This window comes from Pseudomonas sp. P8_241 (assembly GCF_034008315.1).
GTDB lineage: Bacteria > Pseudomonadota > Gammaproteobacteria > Pseudomonadales > Pseudomonadaceae > Aquipseudomonas.
Genome location: NZ_CP125377.1, coordinates 3,969,640 through 3,985,336, shown reverse-complemented (window position 1 = coordinate 3,985,336; position 15,697 = coordinate 3,969,640). Strand labels below are relative to the sequence as shown.

The window sequence follows — 15,697 nt, the reverse complement described above, 5'->3', positions numbered from 1 at the left end:
GAACCTGTGCAGGGGTAGAAAAGTCAGAAGACGAAAAGTCAGCGAACGGTTGCAACACTTTATCTAAAGACATAATGTTCGCAGCTTAAGTGACGTTGAAGGCATCCTGCAAATGCAATCCAGTCTGACCGAATGTGAAGTCGCCCAACTGCGCGCCTCGGCTTCCAAAGCCTGTGCGCTGCTCAAGGCCCTGGCCAATGAGGATCGTCTGTTGATCCTGTGCCAGCTGACCCAGGGCGAGCGCAACGTAGGCGAGCTGGAAAAAATGACCGGCGTGCGCCAACCGACCCTGTCCCAGCAATTGGGCATCCTGCGCGATGAAGGACTGGTCGCCACCCGTCGTGAAGGCAAGTACATTTTTTACGGTCTCGCCAGTCACGAAGTGATCCAGGTGATGAAAACCCTCTCCGGGCTTTATTGCGGGGCGGTGCTTAAAAGCTGGGTTCAACCCTGATGCCAGCTAACACACCGAACCTGTAGGAGCGAGCTTGCTCGCGATGGACGTAATGGCACCGCGTTTATACAGATAACACGCGTAATCGTTAGCGACCATCGCGAGCAAGCTCGCTCCTACAGTCGTTTTGTGTCGCGGCTGGAAGAAAATTTGCGTGCAGCAAAAGGAACAAGCAATGAACGATCAACACTGGGGCCCATCCATCAGTGCAGATATCGTGGTCATCGGCGGCGGCACGGCAGGCATCGGCTTTGTCGCCAGCCTGCTCAAGCGTAGCCCACATCTGAACGTCACCGTCATCGAGCCCGACTCCCGGCACTACTATCAACCGGCCTGGACGCTGGTCGGCGGCGGCGCCTACAACGTGGAAAATACCGTGCGGCCGATGGCGTCGGTGATGCCACGCGGGGCCCATTGGCTGCAGGCTGCCGTGACGGGTATCGATCCCGACAAGCGCCAACTTACCCTCGGTGATGCGCGTACGGTCAGCTATCAAAACCTGGTGGTCTGCCCGGGCCTGCGCCTGGCCTGGGAGAAAATCGAAGGCCTGGAGGACACACTCGGCCAGCACGGTGTGACCTCCAATTACAGCTACCGGCACGCGACTTACACCTGGGATCTGGTGCAGAAACTTCGCGGCGGCAAGGTGCTGTTCACCCAGCCAGCCATGCCGATCAAGTGTGCCGGCGCGCCACAGAAGGCGCTGTACCTGTCCTGCGATCACTGGAGCAAGAGTGGTGTGCTGAACACCATCGACGTCGAATTCAACGTTGCGGGCGCGGCGCTGTTCGGCGTGCCGACCTTTGTTCCGCCGCTGATGAAATACATCGACAAGTACAACGCCCGGGTGGCGTTCAACTCGAACCTGGTCAAGGTCGACGGCCCGGCGAAAACTGCGTGGTTCGACGTCAAGGATGCCGATGGCAATGTCACCCGCCAGGCAAAGACTTTTGACCTGCTGCATGTCGTGCCGCCTCAGGTGGCGCCGGATTTCGTTGCCCGCAGCCCGTTGGCCGACGCCGCCGGCTGGTGCGAGGTCGACCCCCACAGCCTGCAGCATCCGCGTTATCCCGACGTCTTTGCGCTGGGTGATATCTGCGGCACTACCAACGCAAAAACCGCCGCGGCGGTGCGCAAGCAGATCGTGGTGGTGGCCGAAAACCTGCTGGCCTTGCGCAAGCAACAGCCACTGCCGCTGAAGTACGACGGTTATGGCTCCTGTCCGCTGACGGTGGAGAAGGGCAAGGTGATCCTTGCCGAGTTCGGTTACGCGGGCAAGTTGCTGCCGACCTTTCCCCTTGATCCGACGACCCCGCGCCGCTCGGCCTGGTGGCTGAAGGCGACACTGCTACCGTGGTTCTACTGGAACGGCATGCTCAAGGGCCGCGAGTGGCTGACACGTGTATCCAAGGTCGACTGAGAACTCCCTATGTTGCTGGCAAGTCTGTTTGGTTTGGTGATGGGCCTTGTGCTGGGTTTGACCGGTGCCGGGGGCGGCATTCTTGCGGTGCCAGCCCTGGTGTTGGGGTTGGGCTGGAGCATGACCCAGGCCGCGCCGGTGGCGTTGTTTGCCGTCGGCAGCGCGGCAGCGGTCGGCGCCCTCGACGGTTTGCGCCATGGCCTGGTGCGCTATCGAGCGGCGCTGCTGATCGCGGCCCTCGGTGCCGTGTTTTCACCGCTGGGCATCTACTTCGCCCATCAGTTGCCAGAAAAAATCCTGATGATCCTGTTCAGCCTGCTGATGGTCATGGTGGCCTGGCGGATGCTGCGACGTGAGCGCAAGGAGGAGGGCCCAAGCGACCACGGTCAGGCCAACTGGGGCCAGAAGAACTGCATGCTCGATCAACAGACCGGGCGTTTTTCCTGGACCGCCAAGTGCACCGCGACCCTCGCGGCGCTGGGCGCGGTTACCGGGGTGGTGTCGGGGTTGCTGGGAGTGGGCGGCGGCTTTTTGATCGTCCCGGCCTTCAAGCAACTGACCGATGTGCAGATGCGCGGAATCGTCGCCACGTCGCTGATGGTCATCAGCCTGATTTCGGCCGTCGGCGTGATCGGCGCATTTCATGCCGGGGTGCGCATCGACGGTTTGGGCATTGCCTTCATCGTCTCCAGCATCGTCGGCATGATCATCGGCCGCAAGCTCTGCGCCCGGGTGCCGGCGCGGGCGTTGCAGGTCGGGTTTGCCAGCATCTGCGTGGTGGTCGCCGCCTACATGCTGATAAAAGCGAGCGTTTGACCTGTAGGAGCCGGCTTGCCGGCGAAGGGGGCTTCAAGTGCGCCTTCGCCGGCAAGCCGGCTCCTACGAAAAGCGGTTCTTTACAACTTTAGTGGCTTGCCCTGCCGATCCGCGGTCTTACGCCCTAGTGGTCACGCACCGCCGGCCCATCCAAAGCACCTGAAAACCAGCCCCAAGGCAGCGTATGGCGCCGCCCGTCAGCTTTCGATAATCGCCTCCGACACTTGTCCCCCGTTTCGGAGCGCGCCATGCACAACAATAAGAACTTCACGCATCGTTTTCTGCCGGCCTTCATTGCCAGCCTGTCCTCACTCGGCCTGGCCCCAATGGCCGAGGCGGAAATCGTCCTGTACGACAAGGACCAGACCACGTTCTCCACCGACGGCTATATCAATGCCTTCTACGTGAACAGCGATGTCGATCGCGCCGGCGAGCAGTACGACCGCCGCCAGTCACGGGTGAAAATGGGCTTTTTGCCCAACTACCTCGGTTTCAACATGGGCAAGCAGGTTGATGACCTGAAGCTGGGTGCCCGCTCTTCCTTCTGGGTCACCATCAACGACAGTGAAACCAACGGCACTGACACCGCCATCGATGTGCGGCAGTTCTACGGCACCGTGGCTAATCCGCAATGGGGTGAAGTGCTGATCGGTAAAGATTTCGGCCTGTTTGCCCGCTCCAACATCCTGCTCGACGAGATGCTCGCCGGTTACGGCCAGGTCAGCGATACCCTGGGTCTGGTGGACGGCGGCGGGGTGTCGTTCGGCAATATCGGCACGGGTTATCCGTATCCGTTCCCGACTTCGCAGATCACTTACCGCACGCCGGTGCTGGAGGGTTTACGCGTAGCGGTCGGCATCATGGATCCGGTGGACACCAACGACAGCAGCCCGACGGGCAAGGCTTATCAGGAAAGCCCGCGTACCGAGAGCGAGATCACCTACCAGTTCGACCTGGCCGGGGCCAAGATCTACAGCTGGCTCAACGGCAGCTACCAGAGCTCGGACAACACGGACTCCACGGTCGACACCGTGACCTCCAAGGGTGTCGGTTATGGCGTACAGGCGAAAATGGGTGGGTTGTCACTCACCGGTTCCGGCTTCCAGGCCAAGGGTATCAACCCGTTTTTCACCAACAATGCCGGCGAACCGACCCTGCGCAACGTCGACAGTGACGGTTACCTGTTACAGGGCTCCTACAAACTGGGCAAGAACCGCCTGGCCTTGTCCTACGGCAAGACCAATGACGACGGCAATGGCGTGGTCGGCAGCGGCGCGGACTACGAGACTCGCGGGGTCGCGCTGTTCCATGACGTGAACGACAACCTCAAGTTGGTGGCCGAGTACAACCAGTTCGAAATCAACGGTCATGACACCAGTGACCAGAACGAAGACACCGATACCTTTGCAGTAGGCGCGGTGCTGACCTGGTAACACCGGGAGGAGGCCCTGGCTGTGCGCATCACGGCGAGGGTCGCCCCCCGTCTCATCCCATCGAAGCGGCTACCCGCTACCCAAGTAGCATTCGTCGCACCCCACAGACTTCGTACACTCGTGCCTCATACACACGCACCTGCGGGAGGTAAGGATGCAGCAGAGCGAAGGCGTCGTCAGTGCAATGTCCCAGGCCAGCGATGCCCGGCAGGTCGCACAGGAGTTGGCGCGGCAGTTGTTGCATCCGCATTTGGGCCTGGTCCTGTTCTTCTGTTCCGCCGAGTACGACTTGCAGGCCTTGGGTCAGGCCTTGCAGCAGAGCTTCGGCGGCATTCGCCTGGTGGGCTGTACCAGCGCCGGGGAAATCACCCCGTTGGGCTACGGCCGTAATTGTGTGACAGCGGTGGGTTTTGATCATCGGCACTTTTCCATTGCCGTGGAGCTGATCGATGAGATGGGGCACTTCAGCCTTATCGACGCCCAGCAAATGGTCGAACGTCTGGTCAGCGGCTGCCGCAGCAATTCCCTGGCGCCGATCAAGGGCAACAGCTTCGCCTTGACCTTGCTCGATGGCCTGTCCAGCCGTGAAGAAATGGTGCTGGCCGCCCTGAGTGCGGCATTGGGCGATATTCCGCATTTCGGCGGATCGGCCGGCGACGACAATTACCTGACCCATACCCACGTGTACTTCGATGGCGAGTTCCACAGCGGCGCGGCCGTGGTGGTGCTGGTCAACACCTGGCTGGATTTCGAAGTGTTCACCACCCACCACATGCAGCCCAATGCCGAAAAACTGGTGGTCACAGGCGCCGACAGCGCGCTGCGACGGGTATTCGAGCTCAATGCCGAACCGGCGGCCGCCGAATACGCCCGGCACATCGGTGTGCCGGTGGCTGAACTCGATCACCGGGTCTTCGCGGCGCACCCGTTGGCCGTGCGCGTCAATCAGCAGTATTACGTGCGCGCCATTCAGCAAGTGCACCCGGATCTGAGCCTGAGCTTCTACTGCGCCGTGGAGAACGGCATCGTCCTCACCGCGATGACCCCGGGCCCGATGTTGCCGAACCTGCAAAGCCTGTTCGAAGGATTGCAGGAGCGCCTTGGGGATTTGCTGCTGACCATCGGCTGCGACTGTTTCCTGCGGCGCCTGGAGCTCGAAGACGACGGTCGACTCGAACAGATCGGGACGTTTTTGCGTGAGCAGCGGGTCATGGGTTTCAACACCTACGGAGAACAGTTCAATGGCATGCACATCAACCAGACCTTCACCGGCGTTGCCATTGCCCGTGGCCGCACCCCCAAACACCGCTGAGCTACAGGCTGAACTCCAGCGCCTGCGCCATGAAAATCACAAACTGCAGCGCATCAACGGCGCATTGATCGAGCGTGTCGAGTCCGGGGTGACCCGTGGCAATGACCCCTATGCGGCGTTCCAGCATTCGGTGGTGCTGGCCGAGCAGGTGCGCGAGCGTACCGATGCCTTGAATCAGGCCATGGCCGAGCTCAAGGCCGGCAATCATCTACTCAGCGAAGCGCGCCTGCGCGCAGAAACCGCCCATCAACACTTGATTGATGCCATCGAAAGCATTTCCGACGCCTTTGTGCTGTTCGATGCCGAGCAGCGCATCGTCCTGTTCAACAGCCGTTTCAAGGCGTTCTGGAGCAACAGCCGCGTGCGGATCAACGCGGGGATGCGCCTGGCCGAGGTCAAGCGCCTGATGACGAGCAACGGTCTATTCACCGAAGAGCCCCGCGGGCATGCCGACGAGAACCTGCTCTACCGTTTGCAGAACGGGCGCTGGCTGCAAGTCAGCGAACGACCGACCCAGGAAGGTGGACGGGTGATTCTGTTCACCGACATTACCGACGTCAAACTCAGCGAAACCATGCGCCGCGAGCAGGCGGTGGCACAGAAGTCGCACCTGTTGCAACGGGCGGTCGACAACCTGTCCCAAGGGGTGGCGATGGTCAACGCCGAGGGTGTTCTGGAATTGTGGAACCGACGTTTCCTGGAATTGAGCGGCCTGGCACCCGTGGCAGCGCATCGTCCGTTTGCCGAAGTGATTGCCGACAGCGAGTTGACCTTGCTGACGCCAGCCACGCGCGATGGCAACGGCCGTCCGGTCCAGGAATGCGAACAGCGCCTCTTTGACGGCCGGGTCCTGGAAATCCGCACCCATCCGCTGCCCACCGGTGGCTTCGTCAACACCTTTACCGACATCACCGAACGTTACCAGCACGCCGAGGCACTGAGCGAAAGCGAGCGCTGGATCCGCCTGATCACTGACCATGTGCCGGCGTTGATCGCTTACCTCAATGCTGATCTGGTCTACGAATTCACCAACAAGGTTTATGAAGAGTGGTACTGCTGGCCCCGTGGCGTGATGCTGGGCCAGAGCCTGCGCGAAGTGCACAGCGAACAGCATTACCAGCGGCTGGAGTCTTACGTGGACAGAGCCCTGGCCGGCGAAAGCGTGACGTTCGAGTTCGCCGAAACCAACGTCAACAATCAGGAGCGCTACATGCTGCGTTCCTATGTGCCCAATCGCTTGGCGAATGGCGAGGTGGTGGGGATCTTCGTGCTGATCCGCGACATCACCGAACGTCGGCGTACGGCGGAAGCGCTGCACCAGGCCTACCAGAATCTTGAGCTGCGGGTCCGCGAACGCACGGCGGAACTGACCAACCTCAACGGCCAGTTGTTGCGTGAAATCGAAGAGCGTCGACAGGTCGAGTCGCGCCTGCGTGAAGCCAAGCAGGAAGCCGAACAGGCCAACCTGTCGAAAACCAAATTCCTCGCCGCCGTCAGCCACGACCTGCTGCAACCGCTGAATGCCGCCCGGTTGTTTACCAGTGCGTTGCTGGAAAGACGCGAGTCTGGTTCCAACGAGACGCTGGTGCGCAATGTCAGCCATTCTCTGGAAGACGTGGAAAACCTGTTGGGCACCCTGGTGGATATTTCCAAACTCGATGCCGGGGTGATCAAGGCCGACATCGCGCCGTTCGCCCTCAGTGAGTTACTCGACAACCTCGCCGCCGAGTACACCGAAGTGGCGCGCAGTGAAGGCCTTGAATTGCATTTCATCGCCTGTTCGGCGCTGGTGCGCAGTGACGTCCAGTTGCTGGCGCGGATTCTGCGCAACTTGCTCAGCAACGCGATTCGCTACACCTGCAGCGGCCGCGTGGTGCTGGGTTGCCGACGTCATCGGCAGCGTTTGTCGATCCAGGTCTGGGACAGCGGTATGGGCATCGCAGAGCATCGCCTTGAGGAGATTTTTCAGGAGTTCAAGCGCGGCGACGTGCAGCGCCCCGATCAGGATCGCGGTCTGGGCCTGGGCCTGGCGATTGTCGAGAAAATCGCCGGTATTCTCGGGCACAGCATTCATGTTCGCTCGTGGCCGGGCAAGGGTTCGGTATTTTCAGTGGAGGTGCCGTTGAGTGCGACGGCGCCAAAGCCTTCACCGGGCCTGATGATGAGTGAACCCATGCTCGAACGGTTGCGCGGGGCGCGAGTCTGGGTGCTGGACAACGACGCGACCATTTGCGCCGGCATGCGCACGCTGCTGGAGGGCTGGGGCTGCCGGGTGGTCACGGCGCTGTCTGAAGAAGACCTGGCGCGGCAAGTGGACAACTACCATGGCGAAGCAGATCTGCTGATCGCCGATTACCACCTGGACAACGATCAGAACGGTGTCGATGCGGTGGCAAGGATCAATGCCCGTCGTGCCTCACCGATCCCGGCGATGATGATCACCGCCAACTACAGCAATGAGCTCAAGCTTCAGATCCGCGAGCTGGGCCATACCCTGATGCACAAGCCGGTGCGGCCGATGAAGCTGAAGACGGCGATGAGTCATTTACTTGGCAGGCCTTGATCTCTGCGGTGCATGGGACGGCCCCATCGCTGGCAAGCAAGCTCCTACAGAATCACCGCAATCCTGTAGGAGCTGGCTTGCCAGCGAAAAGGGGCGACTCGGTCTTCAACGTCGCAGATAAGACCCGAAATCAATATCCCCGGCACTCAGGATCGCCTGCACCCGGTTGTGCACGTTGAGCTTGCGCAGGATCGCCGAGACGTGGGCCTTGACCGTGGTTTCGGCAATTTCCAGGGTGTAGGCGATCTGTTTGTTCGACTCACCCTTGGTCATGCGTTCCAGCACTTGCAGTTGCTTGCGGGTCAGGGCCTGCAGCAATTCGGGAGGGAAGCTCGGCGCGTCGTTCATCCGCCGGTGGGTACTGCTTTTGGCGGTGCGGATGATGTCGGGTGGCAGGTAGACGTTGCCATTGAGGATCTGCGCGATCGCCTCGGTCATCTGGGTGCGGGGTGAGGACTTGGTGATGAAACCCACCGCGCCGTAGGTGATGGCTTGCAGGACGATCTGTTTGTCCTGTTCGGCGGAAACAATCACCACCGGAATGGTCGGCGCTTCATTGCGCAGGTTGATCAGGCCATTGAGCCCGTGCATGCCGGGCATGTTCAGGTCGAGCAGGATCAGGTCGAGGTCGTCGTGTTCCTGTGTCAGCGCCAGGGCGCTGTCCAGGTCGGCGGTTTCCATGACTTCGCTGCCGGCAAAGCCATCGCTGATGACGTTGTGAATGGCTTCGCGAAACAGCGGGTGATCGTCGGCAATCAGAATTTTGTACATAGCCTTTCACCTCATTATTTTGATTATGGTGTGGCAACAGCGTGCACGCGTAAAGCTCAGGGAAAGGGTTCGGGCTGGGCGAGCGAAACCGGCAGATTGGCGGCTTGCCAGGCGTCCAGGCCATCGCGGTACCAATACAACGTCTTATAGCCCATGGTGGCCGCGCGTTTGATGGCGTTCCAGCTCAACCAGCAGTCGGAGCGGCAATAGAAGACCAGCGGTTGCGCCAGATTGCCGGCGGTGAGGGTTTTCAGGTGACGCGCAAAGTATGCCTGCCAGTCCGGCGTCAGGTCGCCGTCACCGGTGTTGGCCAGCCAATGGCTGCCGGGCAGATTTTCATGGGGCTGGTCTTCGATGAATTGTCCGTTCAGCCATTGGCGGCGGTAGACGTCGATGAGCACCGGACGCGGGCTTTGGCTGAGCAGGGTTTGCAGGGCAGGGGTGTCGACGATGGTTGCGCCTTGCAGATGTTGTGGCGTCGGGCTGCGGTACAGGTCGATTCGATAACCTTCGGCGGAGAACAGCGGGGTGTCTGCCTGCGCAGTACTCAGCAGCAGGCTCAGCGACAGGGCCCCGAGGGCAAGGGGCAGCAGGCGAGGTCGGGCACGCGGCATGGATACAGTCCTTATAGTTATGGACCTATTACATGCCAGTCGGGGGACATTGGGAATGCGACGATAGACAGGTAGAACCAGTACTAAAGTAGGAGCCAGCAAGCCGGCTCCTACAGGGGGGTGTCAGGTGGATTTGCGCAGCGCGGCATGCTGTGGGTTGAAGGTCAGTACGGCGAGTAACGCAAACAGCAACGTCAGTCCCGTGCACACCGCCAGCGCCAGCGGATTGAAGCGTTCATACAGGGCAAAACGCACCAGCTCCACCGCGTGGCTGAAGGGATTCACTGCGCACAGCCAATACAACCATTCACTGGCTTCACGCATTTTCCACAACGGATACAGCGCCGATGACAGGAAAAACAGCGGGAAGATCACGAAATTCATCACCCCGGCAAAGTTCTCCAGCTGGCGGATCGCGTTCGACAGCAACAGGCCCAGTGCGCTGAGCATCAACGCCACCAGCAGCAGCGCAGGCAACGCAATCAACAGCCCCGTGGCCGGTGGCTGCACGCCGTAGACCCAGGCAATCGCCAGAAACGCATACACCTGCAACAGCGAAATCAGCGACGTGGCCAACAGTTTGCTGCACAACAGAAAGGTTCGGGGCAGGGGGCTGGTCAGCAGCACGCGCATGCTGCCCATCTCCCGGTCGTAGACCATCGACAGTGAGCCTTGCATGCCATTGAACAGCAGGATCATGCAGGCCAGTCCGGGGATGATGTAGACCTCATAGGGAATGTAGGTGTCGTAGGGCTCGATGATCGCGATACCCAGCGCTGCGCGAAAGCCGGCCGCGAACACCAGCAGCCAGAGCAACGGCCGCACCAGAGCGCTGAGAAATCGCGTGCGTTGCAGCACAAAACGCAGCCATTCGCGCAGCACGATACCGCGCAAGCATTGCCAGTAAGCGGTCATTGCATCGCTCCTGAAGTCGTAAGACGGGTGAACGCCGAACCGAGATCGCCACCGTGTTCCAGGCTCAGGACATCGGCTTGACCACTGGCCACCAGCCGGCCTTGATGCAGAATCAGCAAGTCATCGCTGGGGTGCACTTCGTCGAGCAGGTGGGTGGTCCAGAGCACGCTGATGCGCTCCTCGCGACACAGGCTGCGGATGTGCTGATTGAGCGCCAGGCGACTCGCCGGGTCGAGGCCGGCACTGGCTTCATCAAGCAGCAACAGACGCGGCTCATGCAGCAGCGCGCGAGCAATCTCGACCCGGCGACGATGGCCGCCATTGAGTTCACGCACCCGTTCGCGGCGGCGCTCGGTCAGGGCCTGGCGGGCCAGTTCGGCGTTGACCCGAAGGTCGGTCTGGCGCCGGGACAAACCGTGCAGCGCGGCGTGATAGCGCAAGTTCTGTTCGACGCTCAGGTCCAGGTCCAGCGTGCTTTGCTGGAACACCACGCCCAACTGCTTGAGCGCCGGGCGTAGCGAATGACGCAATGAACAGCCACCGACGAAGATATCGCCAAGTTGTACGTCGTACAGCCGTGTCAGCAGGGCGATCAGGGTTGATTTTCCGGCGCCGTTGGGTCCCAGCAGGGCGGCGAAACGCCCGGGTTCCAGGCTGAAACTCACCTTGCGCAAGGCCTCGCGAGCACCGTAGGCAAAGCTCAGTTCGCTGACTTCAAGGGCGTTCATGGTGTCACCACCACGCCCCAAGGGTAGCGCCCAACCTTCACAGACTTGCTGACCTTGAGGCTGTCGACATCGATCACCGAGACATCGCCGCTGACCCCATTGGTGGCGAGCAGTTGCTTTTGATCCGGGGTGAACGCCATCTGCCAGACCCGTCGACCCACCAGCAGGTAATCGATAATCTCGAAGGTCTTGGCATCGATCACCGCCACATGGTTGGCCGGGCCGAGGGCGACGAAGCCGTATTTGCCATCGGCGCTGAGCTTGATGCCCACCGGCTGGACCTTGTCCGGATGCACGCCCTTGATCTGGAAGGTCAGCGTCTTGAGTACATTGCGACTGGCGACATCGAGAATGGTCACAGTGCCGCCGATTTCCGCCGAGGCCCAGAGCTGAGCACCGTTGGGGGAGAATTCGACAAAGCGTGGGCGTTGGTCCACCAGGGTGCTGTCGGCCAGGGTCTGGGTGCTGGTGTCGATCCAGTGCAGCATGTTGGTGGTTTCGCTGGTATTGACCGCCCACTTGCCGTCAGGGCTGACGGCCATGCCCTCGGGTTCGACGCCGACGTTGATCTGGCCGAGCACCTTGGAGGTCTCTGTGTCGATCACCGTGACCAGCGCATCGTCTTCGTTGGAAACGTACAACCAGCGGTTATTGGGGTGCAGGGCAAATTGCTCGGGGTCTTTGCCCGAAGGCAGCTCCTTGATGATCTTGCGCGTGGCCACGTCCATCACCTGGACCCGGTCCGAGTCACTGGCGCAGATGTACAGCAGCTTATTGTCATGGGACAGCAACAAGCCGCGGGGACGCTGGCCGACGGGCAGGGTGTCGGTGACTTGCAGGGTCTGCAGGTCGATCAGGCTCAGGTTGTTGTCCTTTTCGTTGGAGACCCAGGCCGTGCTGGCAACGGCATGGCCGGCGGCGAGGAGCAGGGCGCATGAAAGCAGGGTGCGGCGCATGGCAGTTTCCTTATCGTTTTGGTTATCGGATCAGGGAAAGCGGCAGCTGACCTCGGGCTTGTCGTAACCCAGGCTGTCCATCTCGTTGAAGGGGTGCAGAAAGCCGTCCTGCGGTGACGTACTGACCAACGCCCGGGGCTGGACGATGGGAATTGGCTGGCGCAACTGGCCGTTCCACGGCCGATAGCTGAGCTTGCGGCCTTTGAAACCGTCGAGCGGCAGTTGATCGCTGATTTCAAGCGTACGGATCGCCATAGGCTCCGCCTGGCGCAGTTTGCTCACGGCACTGGCGATGCTGCGCACGGCGATCCACGCGGCGAAATCGCGGTCATTCATCCAGCGTCCCGCGAGGGCTTCGAAGCGTTTTTGCAGTTGCGCGGCGCCGTAGGTTTCCACGGTCTTGTGCCAACCCACCGGGGTCAGGCCCTGCGTGCCGGCGACCGGACGCGGGTACCAGGTCTGGTAGGGCACGTATTCGCCGAAGTCGCCGCGTTCGTCGGCCACCAGCACTACGTCGTACTCGGCGGTCTGGGTGAACAGCGGCATGTCGGCCTGGGCGCTGCGGCGTTGGTCGTTATCAAAACTCCAGGGTTTTTCCGCTACCAGTTGCAAGCCGAAGCGCTTGGCGGCGCGGCGCAGGGCGGCGGCATAGGCTTGGTCGTCCGGGGTCGGGCCGACGATCAGCAGTGCACGCTGCCATTTGCGCACCACCAGAAACTGCGCCAGCGCATCGGCGATCATCGCCCGGCTCGGCAAGGTGTGCAGCACGTTTGGCAGGCAATCGGTGGTGCGCAGGCTGTCGTCGGGGCTGCCGGCATTGAACAGCAGACTATCGGGCAGCGCCGCACTCAATTGGCGCAGGCTGGTCGCGGGCGCATTCACCACAAACAGGCGCAGGCCTTGTTCATGTTGCGCCTTTGCTGCATCGAGCAAGGCCTCGGGGCTGTCGACGCTGGCGCTGACCAGGCTGTAGCCGTGGTTGAGAAAACGCCCGGTGCTGTTGCTGTCGGTGATCGCCAGGTCGGCACCGCGCAGCCCGGCATCGCTGGGCTCGGGGATGACATTCGACAGCAGCGGGCCGGGGTCGGGGCGATAACCCAGGTAGCCGATCCGCACCTGCAAGGGCGCATCGGCGGCCTGGCTCTGGGTAGCCAGGCCGGCGGCGCAGGCAATCGCCAGCAGGTAAATCAAGGCGTAAGGGGCAAGCTGGCGCATAAGGCTCTCCATGACCGATAGCGCCAGCTTATGAAGCCTTTGGTGCAGTGCAAATATGCAGAAAGTACCGAACGGCCAATACCAAGGTAGTAGCTCGTCAAGTACGGCTCGGTTCTAGCATGGGCAACCACGGCCATTGATCTGGAGGGGATTGACCATGCGTATCGTCAAAGCACTGCTCCTGCCGTTCTTGCTGATCCTGACCCTGATCGGCGTCGACCGGCTCCACGGCCCGCGTCCCGTGTCCAACGATCGCCCTACGACCAAGGGAGTAGATAGCGGCCACCAAAGCAGCATGGGGCCTGTGCGCAAGGCTTTCTAAGATGGCTGCCATAGCCTCTGCCAAGAGGTTTTGCGTGCAATCCAGAGGGCATAACAATGACAACAATACGCAACGCCTTGCTCGTGACCGGGCTATTGGCCAGTTTGATCACCACAGGTTCTGTCTGGGCTCATGGCAATGTGGTCCCACAAGCCGTGGCCACCCAGGGCCTTACCCCGATCAAGGACGCAGGGGTGCAGCTCGATGCCGATGGCTGGGCGGCGGTGAACCCGTATCGCACCACCCCGGAACACGACAAAGCCGTGGAAATCGGTGCTTCGGCCTACACCCAGAACTGCGCGGCCTGTCATGGCCTGGAAGCCAAATCCGGTGGCATCGCCCCCGATTTGCGCATGCTCGATGTCGGTGAGTCAGGCGATGAGTGGTTCGTTGAGCGAGTGCGCCATGGCGCGGTGCGCGACGGTCGGGTGTACATGCCGAAAATGGCTGACTACCTGAGCCAGGAAGCCCTGTGGGCGGTGCGCACCTATCTGGACACTGTCCGCGTCGAGGAGTGACCCATGCACCTGCTCGCGGTGTTGATCAGCGCTGTGTGGCTGTGCTGCCAGGCGGCGCAGGCGCAGGTTCGCAACTACGACGAAATGATCGCCGCCGGGGAACTGAAGGTGGCGGTCTACAAGGACTTTGCCCCCTACAGTTTTGAAAGTGCCGGGCAGCCCCGGGGCGTCGATGTCGAACTCGCCGAGGCCTTGGCCAGGGCGCTCGGCGTGCGGTTGACGCTGATCTGGGCGCCGGCCGGGGAAAAGCTCGACGACGATCTGCGCGATTACATCTGGCGGGCGAGTGCCTTGCACAACCAGCAACTGGCCGACCTGATGATGCGCGTGCCCTACGACCATGATTACGCGCAGAAGCGCAACGAGTTGGGCGAGTTGGTAAACGGCCATGTGGTGATGTTCGGTCCGTACCAGACCGAGCAATGGCAGGTGGCCTATGACCGCCGGCGGCTGGACAAGGTCGCCAGCGTCGCGGTGTTCGAACATCACCCGATTGGCGTTGAAGTCGACAGTGTGCCGTCGTTCTACCTGACTTCGGTGTTCAACGGAATGCTCGCCGGCAAGACCCATCACTATCCCGGCGTGCCACAGGCGTTTGCCGCGATGAAGGCCGGTGAGGTCGACGCGGTGATGGCCATGCGCGGTGAAATCGACTGGCAAGTCCATGAAGCGGCCGACCCGCAGGTGGCACTGGCGGAGAATGCCTATCCGAACATGGGCAAGCAGCTCTGGGAAATCGGCATGGCGGTGCACGAAAGCAACCGGCAACTGGCCTATGCCGTGGAAGAAGCGCTCGAAGCACTGATCCGCGAGGGTTCGGTGAAAACCATCTACGGCCATTACGGCCTGCGTTACGACGTGCCCGAGATGTATCAATAAGGAGCAGGCGATGAAATGGCGAGGGAGTTGTCTGTTGGCCTGCTGGCTCAGCCTGGCGGCACAGGCTAACGCTATGGATTCCGGTAAAGACCCGGTGCCGTCGGTGATGTGGACGTTCTATCAACAGCAATTTTTGGGCAATGCGCCGTTCGTTTTCGACGAGCGGGTCAAGCTGCTGGCGCCGCCATTTGCCGAAGATGCCCGGCAGGTGCCGTTGGAAATCGATGCCCGTGCGTTCAAGGGCGAGGTGGTGAGGATCCTCGCCTGGGCAGAGCTCAACCCATTGCCGAAAATCGTCGACTTCCAGCCGCTGCATTCGGTTTTGCCCTGGCTGTCATTGCGCATTCGCATCGAACAGACCACGCCCTTGCGCGCGGCGGTGTTGACCCGTGACGGCGTGTGGCATGTCGGTTCGACCCTGATTGACGCGGCGGGTGGCGGCTGCACCGCGCCGAGTGTGGTGCGCACTCAACCGGGCTGGGAAGAACACATCGGCGAAGTGCTGGGCGGTCGTTATCCCCGTGGCGAATTGAGCCGATTGCGGTTGCAGGTGGCGCATCCCATGGACAACGGCATGGTCAGCGGCATTCCGGAATTCTTCATCAACCACGCCGAACTGCGCGACCACAACGAGCAAGTGCTGGCCCGGCTGGAGCTCTTTCCCGCCGTCAGCGAAAACCCCAACCTGGCCTTCGATATCGAAGGGGCAGGGCAAACACGCCTGTTATTACGGGACAACAGCGGCAATGAGTTCGATGCGTCGATCCCCTGACCCCAAGGA

16 protein-coding genes are annotated in these 15,697 nt (G+C 61.2%); 10 read left to right on the top strand and 6 right to left on the bottom strand.

Going from position 1 to position 15,697, the window contains the following annotated elements; genetic code table 11:
- Positions 1-112 precede the first annotated feature (112 nt).
- The 6 genes from QMK58_RS17815 to nahK all read left to right on the top strand — a co-directional run bounded on the left by QMK58_RS17815 (position 113) and on the right by nahK (position 7,998).
- Positions 113-454: an ArsR/SmtB family transcription factor gene (locus tag QMK58_RS17815; protein WP_007976596.1), complete on the top strand. Its 342-nt coding sequence runs from the start codon at positions 113-115 to the stop codon at positions 452-454.
- A 175-nt stretch (positions 455-629) separates the two neighbouring features.
- A complete protein-coding gene (locus QMK58_RS17810; protein WP_320395153.1) occupies positions 630-1,874 on the top strand; it encodes an FAD/NAD(P)-binding oxidoreductase in 1,245 nt (414 codons plus the stop codon).
- Positions 1,875-1,883: 9 nt separating this feature from the next.
- Positions 1,884-2,690 carry a sulfite exporter TauE/SafE family protein gene (locus QMK58_RS17805; RefSeq protein WP_320395152.1) on the top strand — a complete coding sequence of 269 codons (807 nt, stop codon included), beginning with the start codon at positions 1,884-1,886 and terminating at the stop codon, positions 2,688-2,690.
- 248 nt (positions 2,691-2,938) lie between these two features.
- Entirely contained in the window at positions 2,939-4,123 is a 1,185-nt protein-coding gene (locus tag QMK58_RS17800) for a porin (protein WP_320395151.1), read from the top strand.
- Between the two features lie 154 nt (positions 4,124-4,277).
- The gene (gene nosP, locus QMK58_RS17795) at positions 4,278-5,435 is read left to right on the top strand and encodes a nitric oxide-sensing protein NosP (protein WP_053158526.1); all 1,158 of its coding nucleotides are present in this window, start codon (positions 4,278-4,280) and stop codon (positions 5,433-5,435) included.
- Positions 5,365-7,998, top strand: a complete 2,634-nt coding sequence (gene nahK / locus QMK58_RS17790) for a hybrid sensor histidine kinase/response regulator NahK/ErcS' (protein ID WP_413817385.1) — start codon at positions 5,365-5,367, stop codon at positions 7,996-7,998. The genes nosP and nahK overlap by 71 nt, the downstream gene beginning before the upstream one ends.
- A gap of 105 nt (positions 7,999-8,103) precedes the next feature.
- Here nahK and QMK58_RS17785 read toward each other — a convergent pair whose 3' ends face one another.
- The 6 genes from QMK58_RS17785 to QMK58_RS17760 all read right to left on the bottom strand — a co-directional run bounded on the left by QMK58_RS17785 (position 8,104) and on the right by QMK58_RS17760 (position 13,197).
- Entirely contained in the window at positions 8,104-8,769 is a 666-nt protein-coding gene (locus QMK58_RS17785; protein WP_320395150.1) for a response regulator transcription factor, read from the bottom strand.
- A 56-nt stretch (positions 8,770-8,825) separates the two neighbouring features.
- Complete coding sequence (locus QMK58_RS17780) at positions 8,826-9,383, bottom strand: PQQ-dependent catabolism-associated CXXCW motif protein (RefSeq protein ID WP_053158536.1); 558 nt, start codon at positions 9,381-9,383, stop codon at positions 8,826-8,828.
- 123 nt (positions 9,384-9,506) lie between these two features.
- Complete coding sequence (locus QMK58_RS17775) at positions 9,507-10,298, bottom strand: ABC transporter permease (protein ID WP_053158539.1); 792 nt, start codon at positions 10,296-10,298, stop codon at positions 9,507-9,509.
- The gene (locus QMK58_RS17770) at positions 10,295-11,026 is read right to left on the bottom strand and encodes an ATP-binding cassette domain-containing protein (protein ID WP_320395149.1); all 732 of its coding nucleotides are present in this window, start codon (positions 11,024-11,026) and stop codon (positions 10,295-10,297) included. Before QMK58_RS17770 ends, QMK58_RS17775 begins: the two co-directional genes overlap by 4 nt.
- The gene (locus tag QMK58_RS17765) at positions 11,023-11,982 is read right to left on the bottom strand and encodes a YVTN family beta-propeller repeat protein (protein ID WP_053158545.1); all 960 of its coding nucleotides are present in this window, start codon (positions 11,980-11,982) and stop codon (positions 11,023-11,025) included. Before QMK58_RS17765 ends, QMK58_RS17770 begins: the two co-directional genes overlap by 4 nt.
- 30 nt (positions 11,983-12,012) lie before the next feature.
- Positions 12,013-13,197 carry an ABC transporter substrate-binding protein gene (locus QMK58_RS17760; RefSeq protein WP_053158548.1) on the bottom strand — a complete coding sequence of 395 codons (1,185 nt, stop codon included), beginning with the start codon at positions 13,195-13,197 and terminating at the stop codon, positions 12,013-12,015.
- Positions 13,198-13,354: 157 nt separating this feature from the next.
- On the opposite strand from QMK58_RS17760, the gene QMK58_RS17755 reads away from it, so the two are divergent.
- From QMK58_RS17755 to QMK58_RS17740, 4 genes are read left to right on the top strand one after another with little or no spacing between them, the layout of a single operon-like run.
- Positions 13,355-13,519 carry a hypothetical protein gene (locus QMK58_RS17755; RefSeq protein ID WP_172681821.1) on the top strand — a complete coding sequence of 55 codons (165 nt, stop codon included), beginning with the start codon at positions 13,355-13,357 and terminating at the stop codon, positions 13,517-13,519.
- A gap of 56 nt (positions 13,520-13,575) precedes the next feature.
- Positions 13,576-14,037, top strand: a complete 462-nt coding sequence (gene pedF, locus QMK58_RS17750) for a cytochrome c-550 PedF (RefSeq protein WP_320395148.1) — start codon at positions 13,576-13,578, stop codon at positions 14,035-14,037.
- 3 nt (positions 14,038-14,040) lie between these two features.
- A complete protein-coding gene (locus QMK58_RS17745) occupies positions 14,041-14,916 on the top strand; it encodes a substrate-binding periplasmic protein (RefSeq protein ID WP_053158554.1) in 876 nt (291 codons plus the stop codon).
- 10 nt (positions 14,917-14,926) lie between these two features.
- Positions 14,927-15,688: a quinoprotein dehydrogenase-associated SoxYZ-like carrier gene (locus QMK58_RS17740; protein WP_320395147.1), complete on the top strand. Its 762-nt coding sequence runs from the start codon at positions 14,927-14,929 to the stop codon at positions 15,686-15,688.
- Positions 15,689-15,697: the final 9 nt, after the last annotated feature.

Excerpts from the sequence above, each read along its gene's own strand:
- QMK58_RS17815 (WP_007976596.1), top strand. The coding sequence starts at position 113 with ATGCAATCCAGTCTGACCGAATGTGAAGTCGCCCAACTGCGCGCCTCG.
- QMK58_RS17810 (WP_320395153.1), top strand. The coding sequence starts at position 630 with ATGAACGATCAACACTGGGGCCCATCCATCAGTGCAGATATCGTGGTC.
- QMK58_RS17805 (WP_320395152.1), top strand. The coding sequence starts at position 1,884 with ATGTTGCTGGCAAGTCTGTTTGGTTTGGTGATGGGCCTTGTGCTGGGT.
- QMK58_RS17800 (WP_320395151.1), top strand. The coding sequence starts at position 2,939 with ATGCACAACAATAAGAACTTCACGCATCGTTTTCTGCCGGCCTTCATT.
- nosP (WP_053158526.1), top strand. The coding sequence starts at position 4,278 with ATGCAGCAGAGCGAAGGCGTCGTCAGTGCAATGTCCCAGGCCAGCGAT.
- nahK (WP_413817385.1), top strand. The coding sequence starts at position 5,365 with ATGGCATGCACATCAACCAGACCTTCACCGGCGTTGCCATTGCCCGTG.
- QMK58_RS17785 (WP_320395150.1), bottom strand. The coding sequence starts at position 8,769 with ATGTACAAAATTCTGATTGCCGACGATCACCCGCTGTTTCGCGAAGCC.
- QMK58_RS17780 (WP_053158536.1), bottom strand. The coding sequence starts at position 9,383 with ATGCCGCGTGCCCGACCTCGCCTGCTGCCCCTTGCCCTCGGGGCCCTG.
- QMK58_RS17775 (WP_053158539.1), bottom strand. The coding sequence starts at position 10,298 with ATGACCGCTTACTGGCAATGCTTGCGCGGTATCGTGCTGCGCGAATGG.
- QMK58_RS17770 (WP_320395149.1), bottom strand. The coding sequence starts at position 11,026 with ATGAACGCCCTTGAAGTCAGCGAACTGAGCTTTGCCTACGGTGCTCGC.
- QMK58_RS17765 (WP_053158545.1), bottom strand. The coding sequence starts at position 11,982 with ATGCGCCGCACCCTGCTTTCATGCGCCCTGCTCCTCGCCGCCGGCCAT.
- QMK58_RS17760 (WP_053158548.1), bottom strand. The coding sequence starts at position 13,197 with ATGCGCCAGCTTGCCCCTTACGCCTTGATTTACCTGCTGGCGATTGCC.
- QMK58_RS17755 (WP_172681821.1), top strand. The coding sequence starts at position 13,355 with ATGCGTATCGTCAAAGCACTGCTCCTGCCGTTCTTGCTGATCCTGACC.
- pedF (WP_320395148.1), top strand. The coding sequence starts at position 13,576 with ATGACAACAATACGCAACGCCTTGCTCGTGACCGGGCTATTGGCCAGT.
- QMK58_RS17745 (WP_053158554.1), top strand. The coding sequence starts at position 14,041 with ATGCACCTGCTCGCGGTGTTGATCAGCGCTGTGTGGCTGTGCTGCCAG.
- QMK58_RS17740 (WP_320395147.1), top strand. The coding sequence starts at position 14,927 with ATGAAATGGCGAGGGAGTTGTCTGTTGGCCTGCTGGCTCAGCCTGGCG.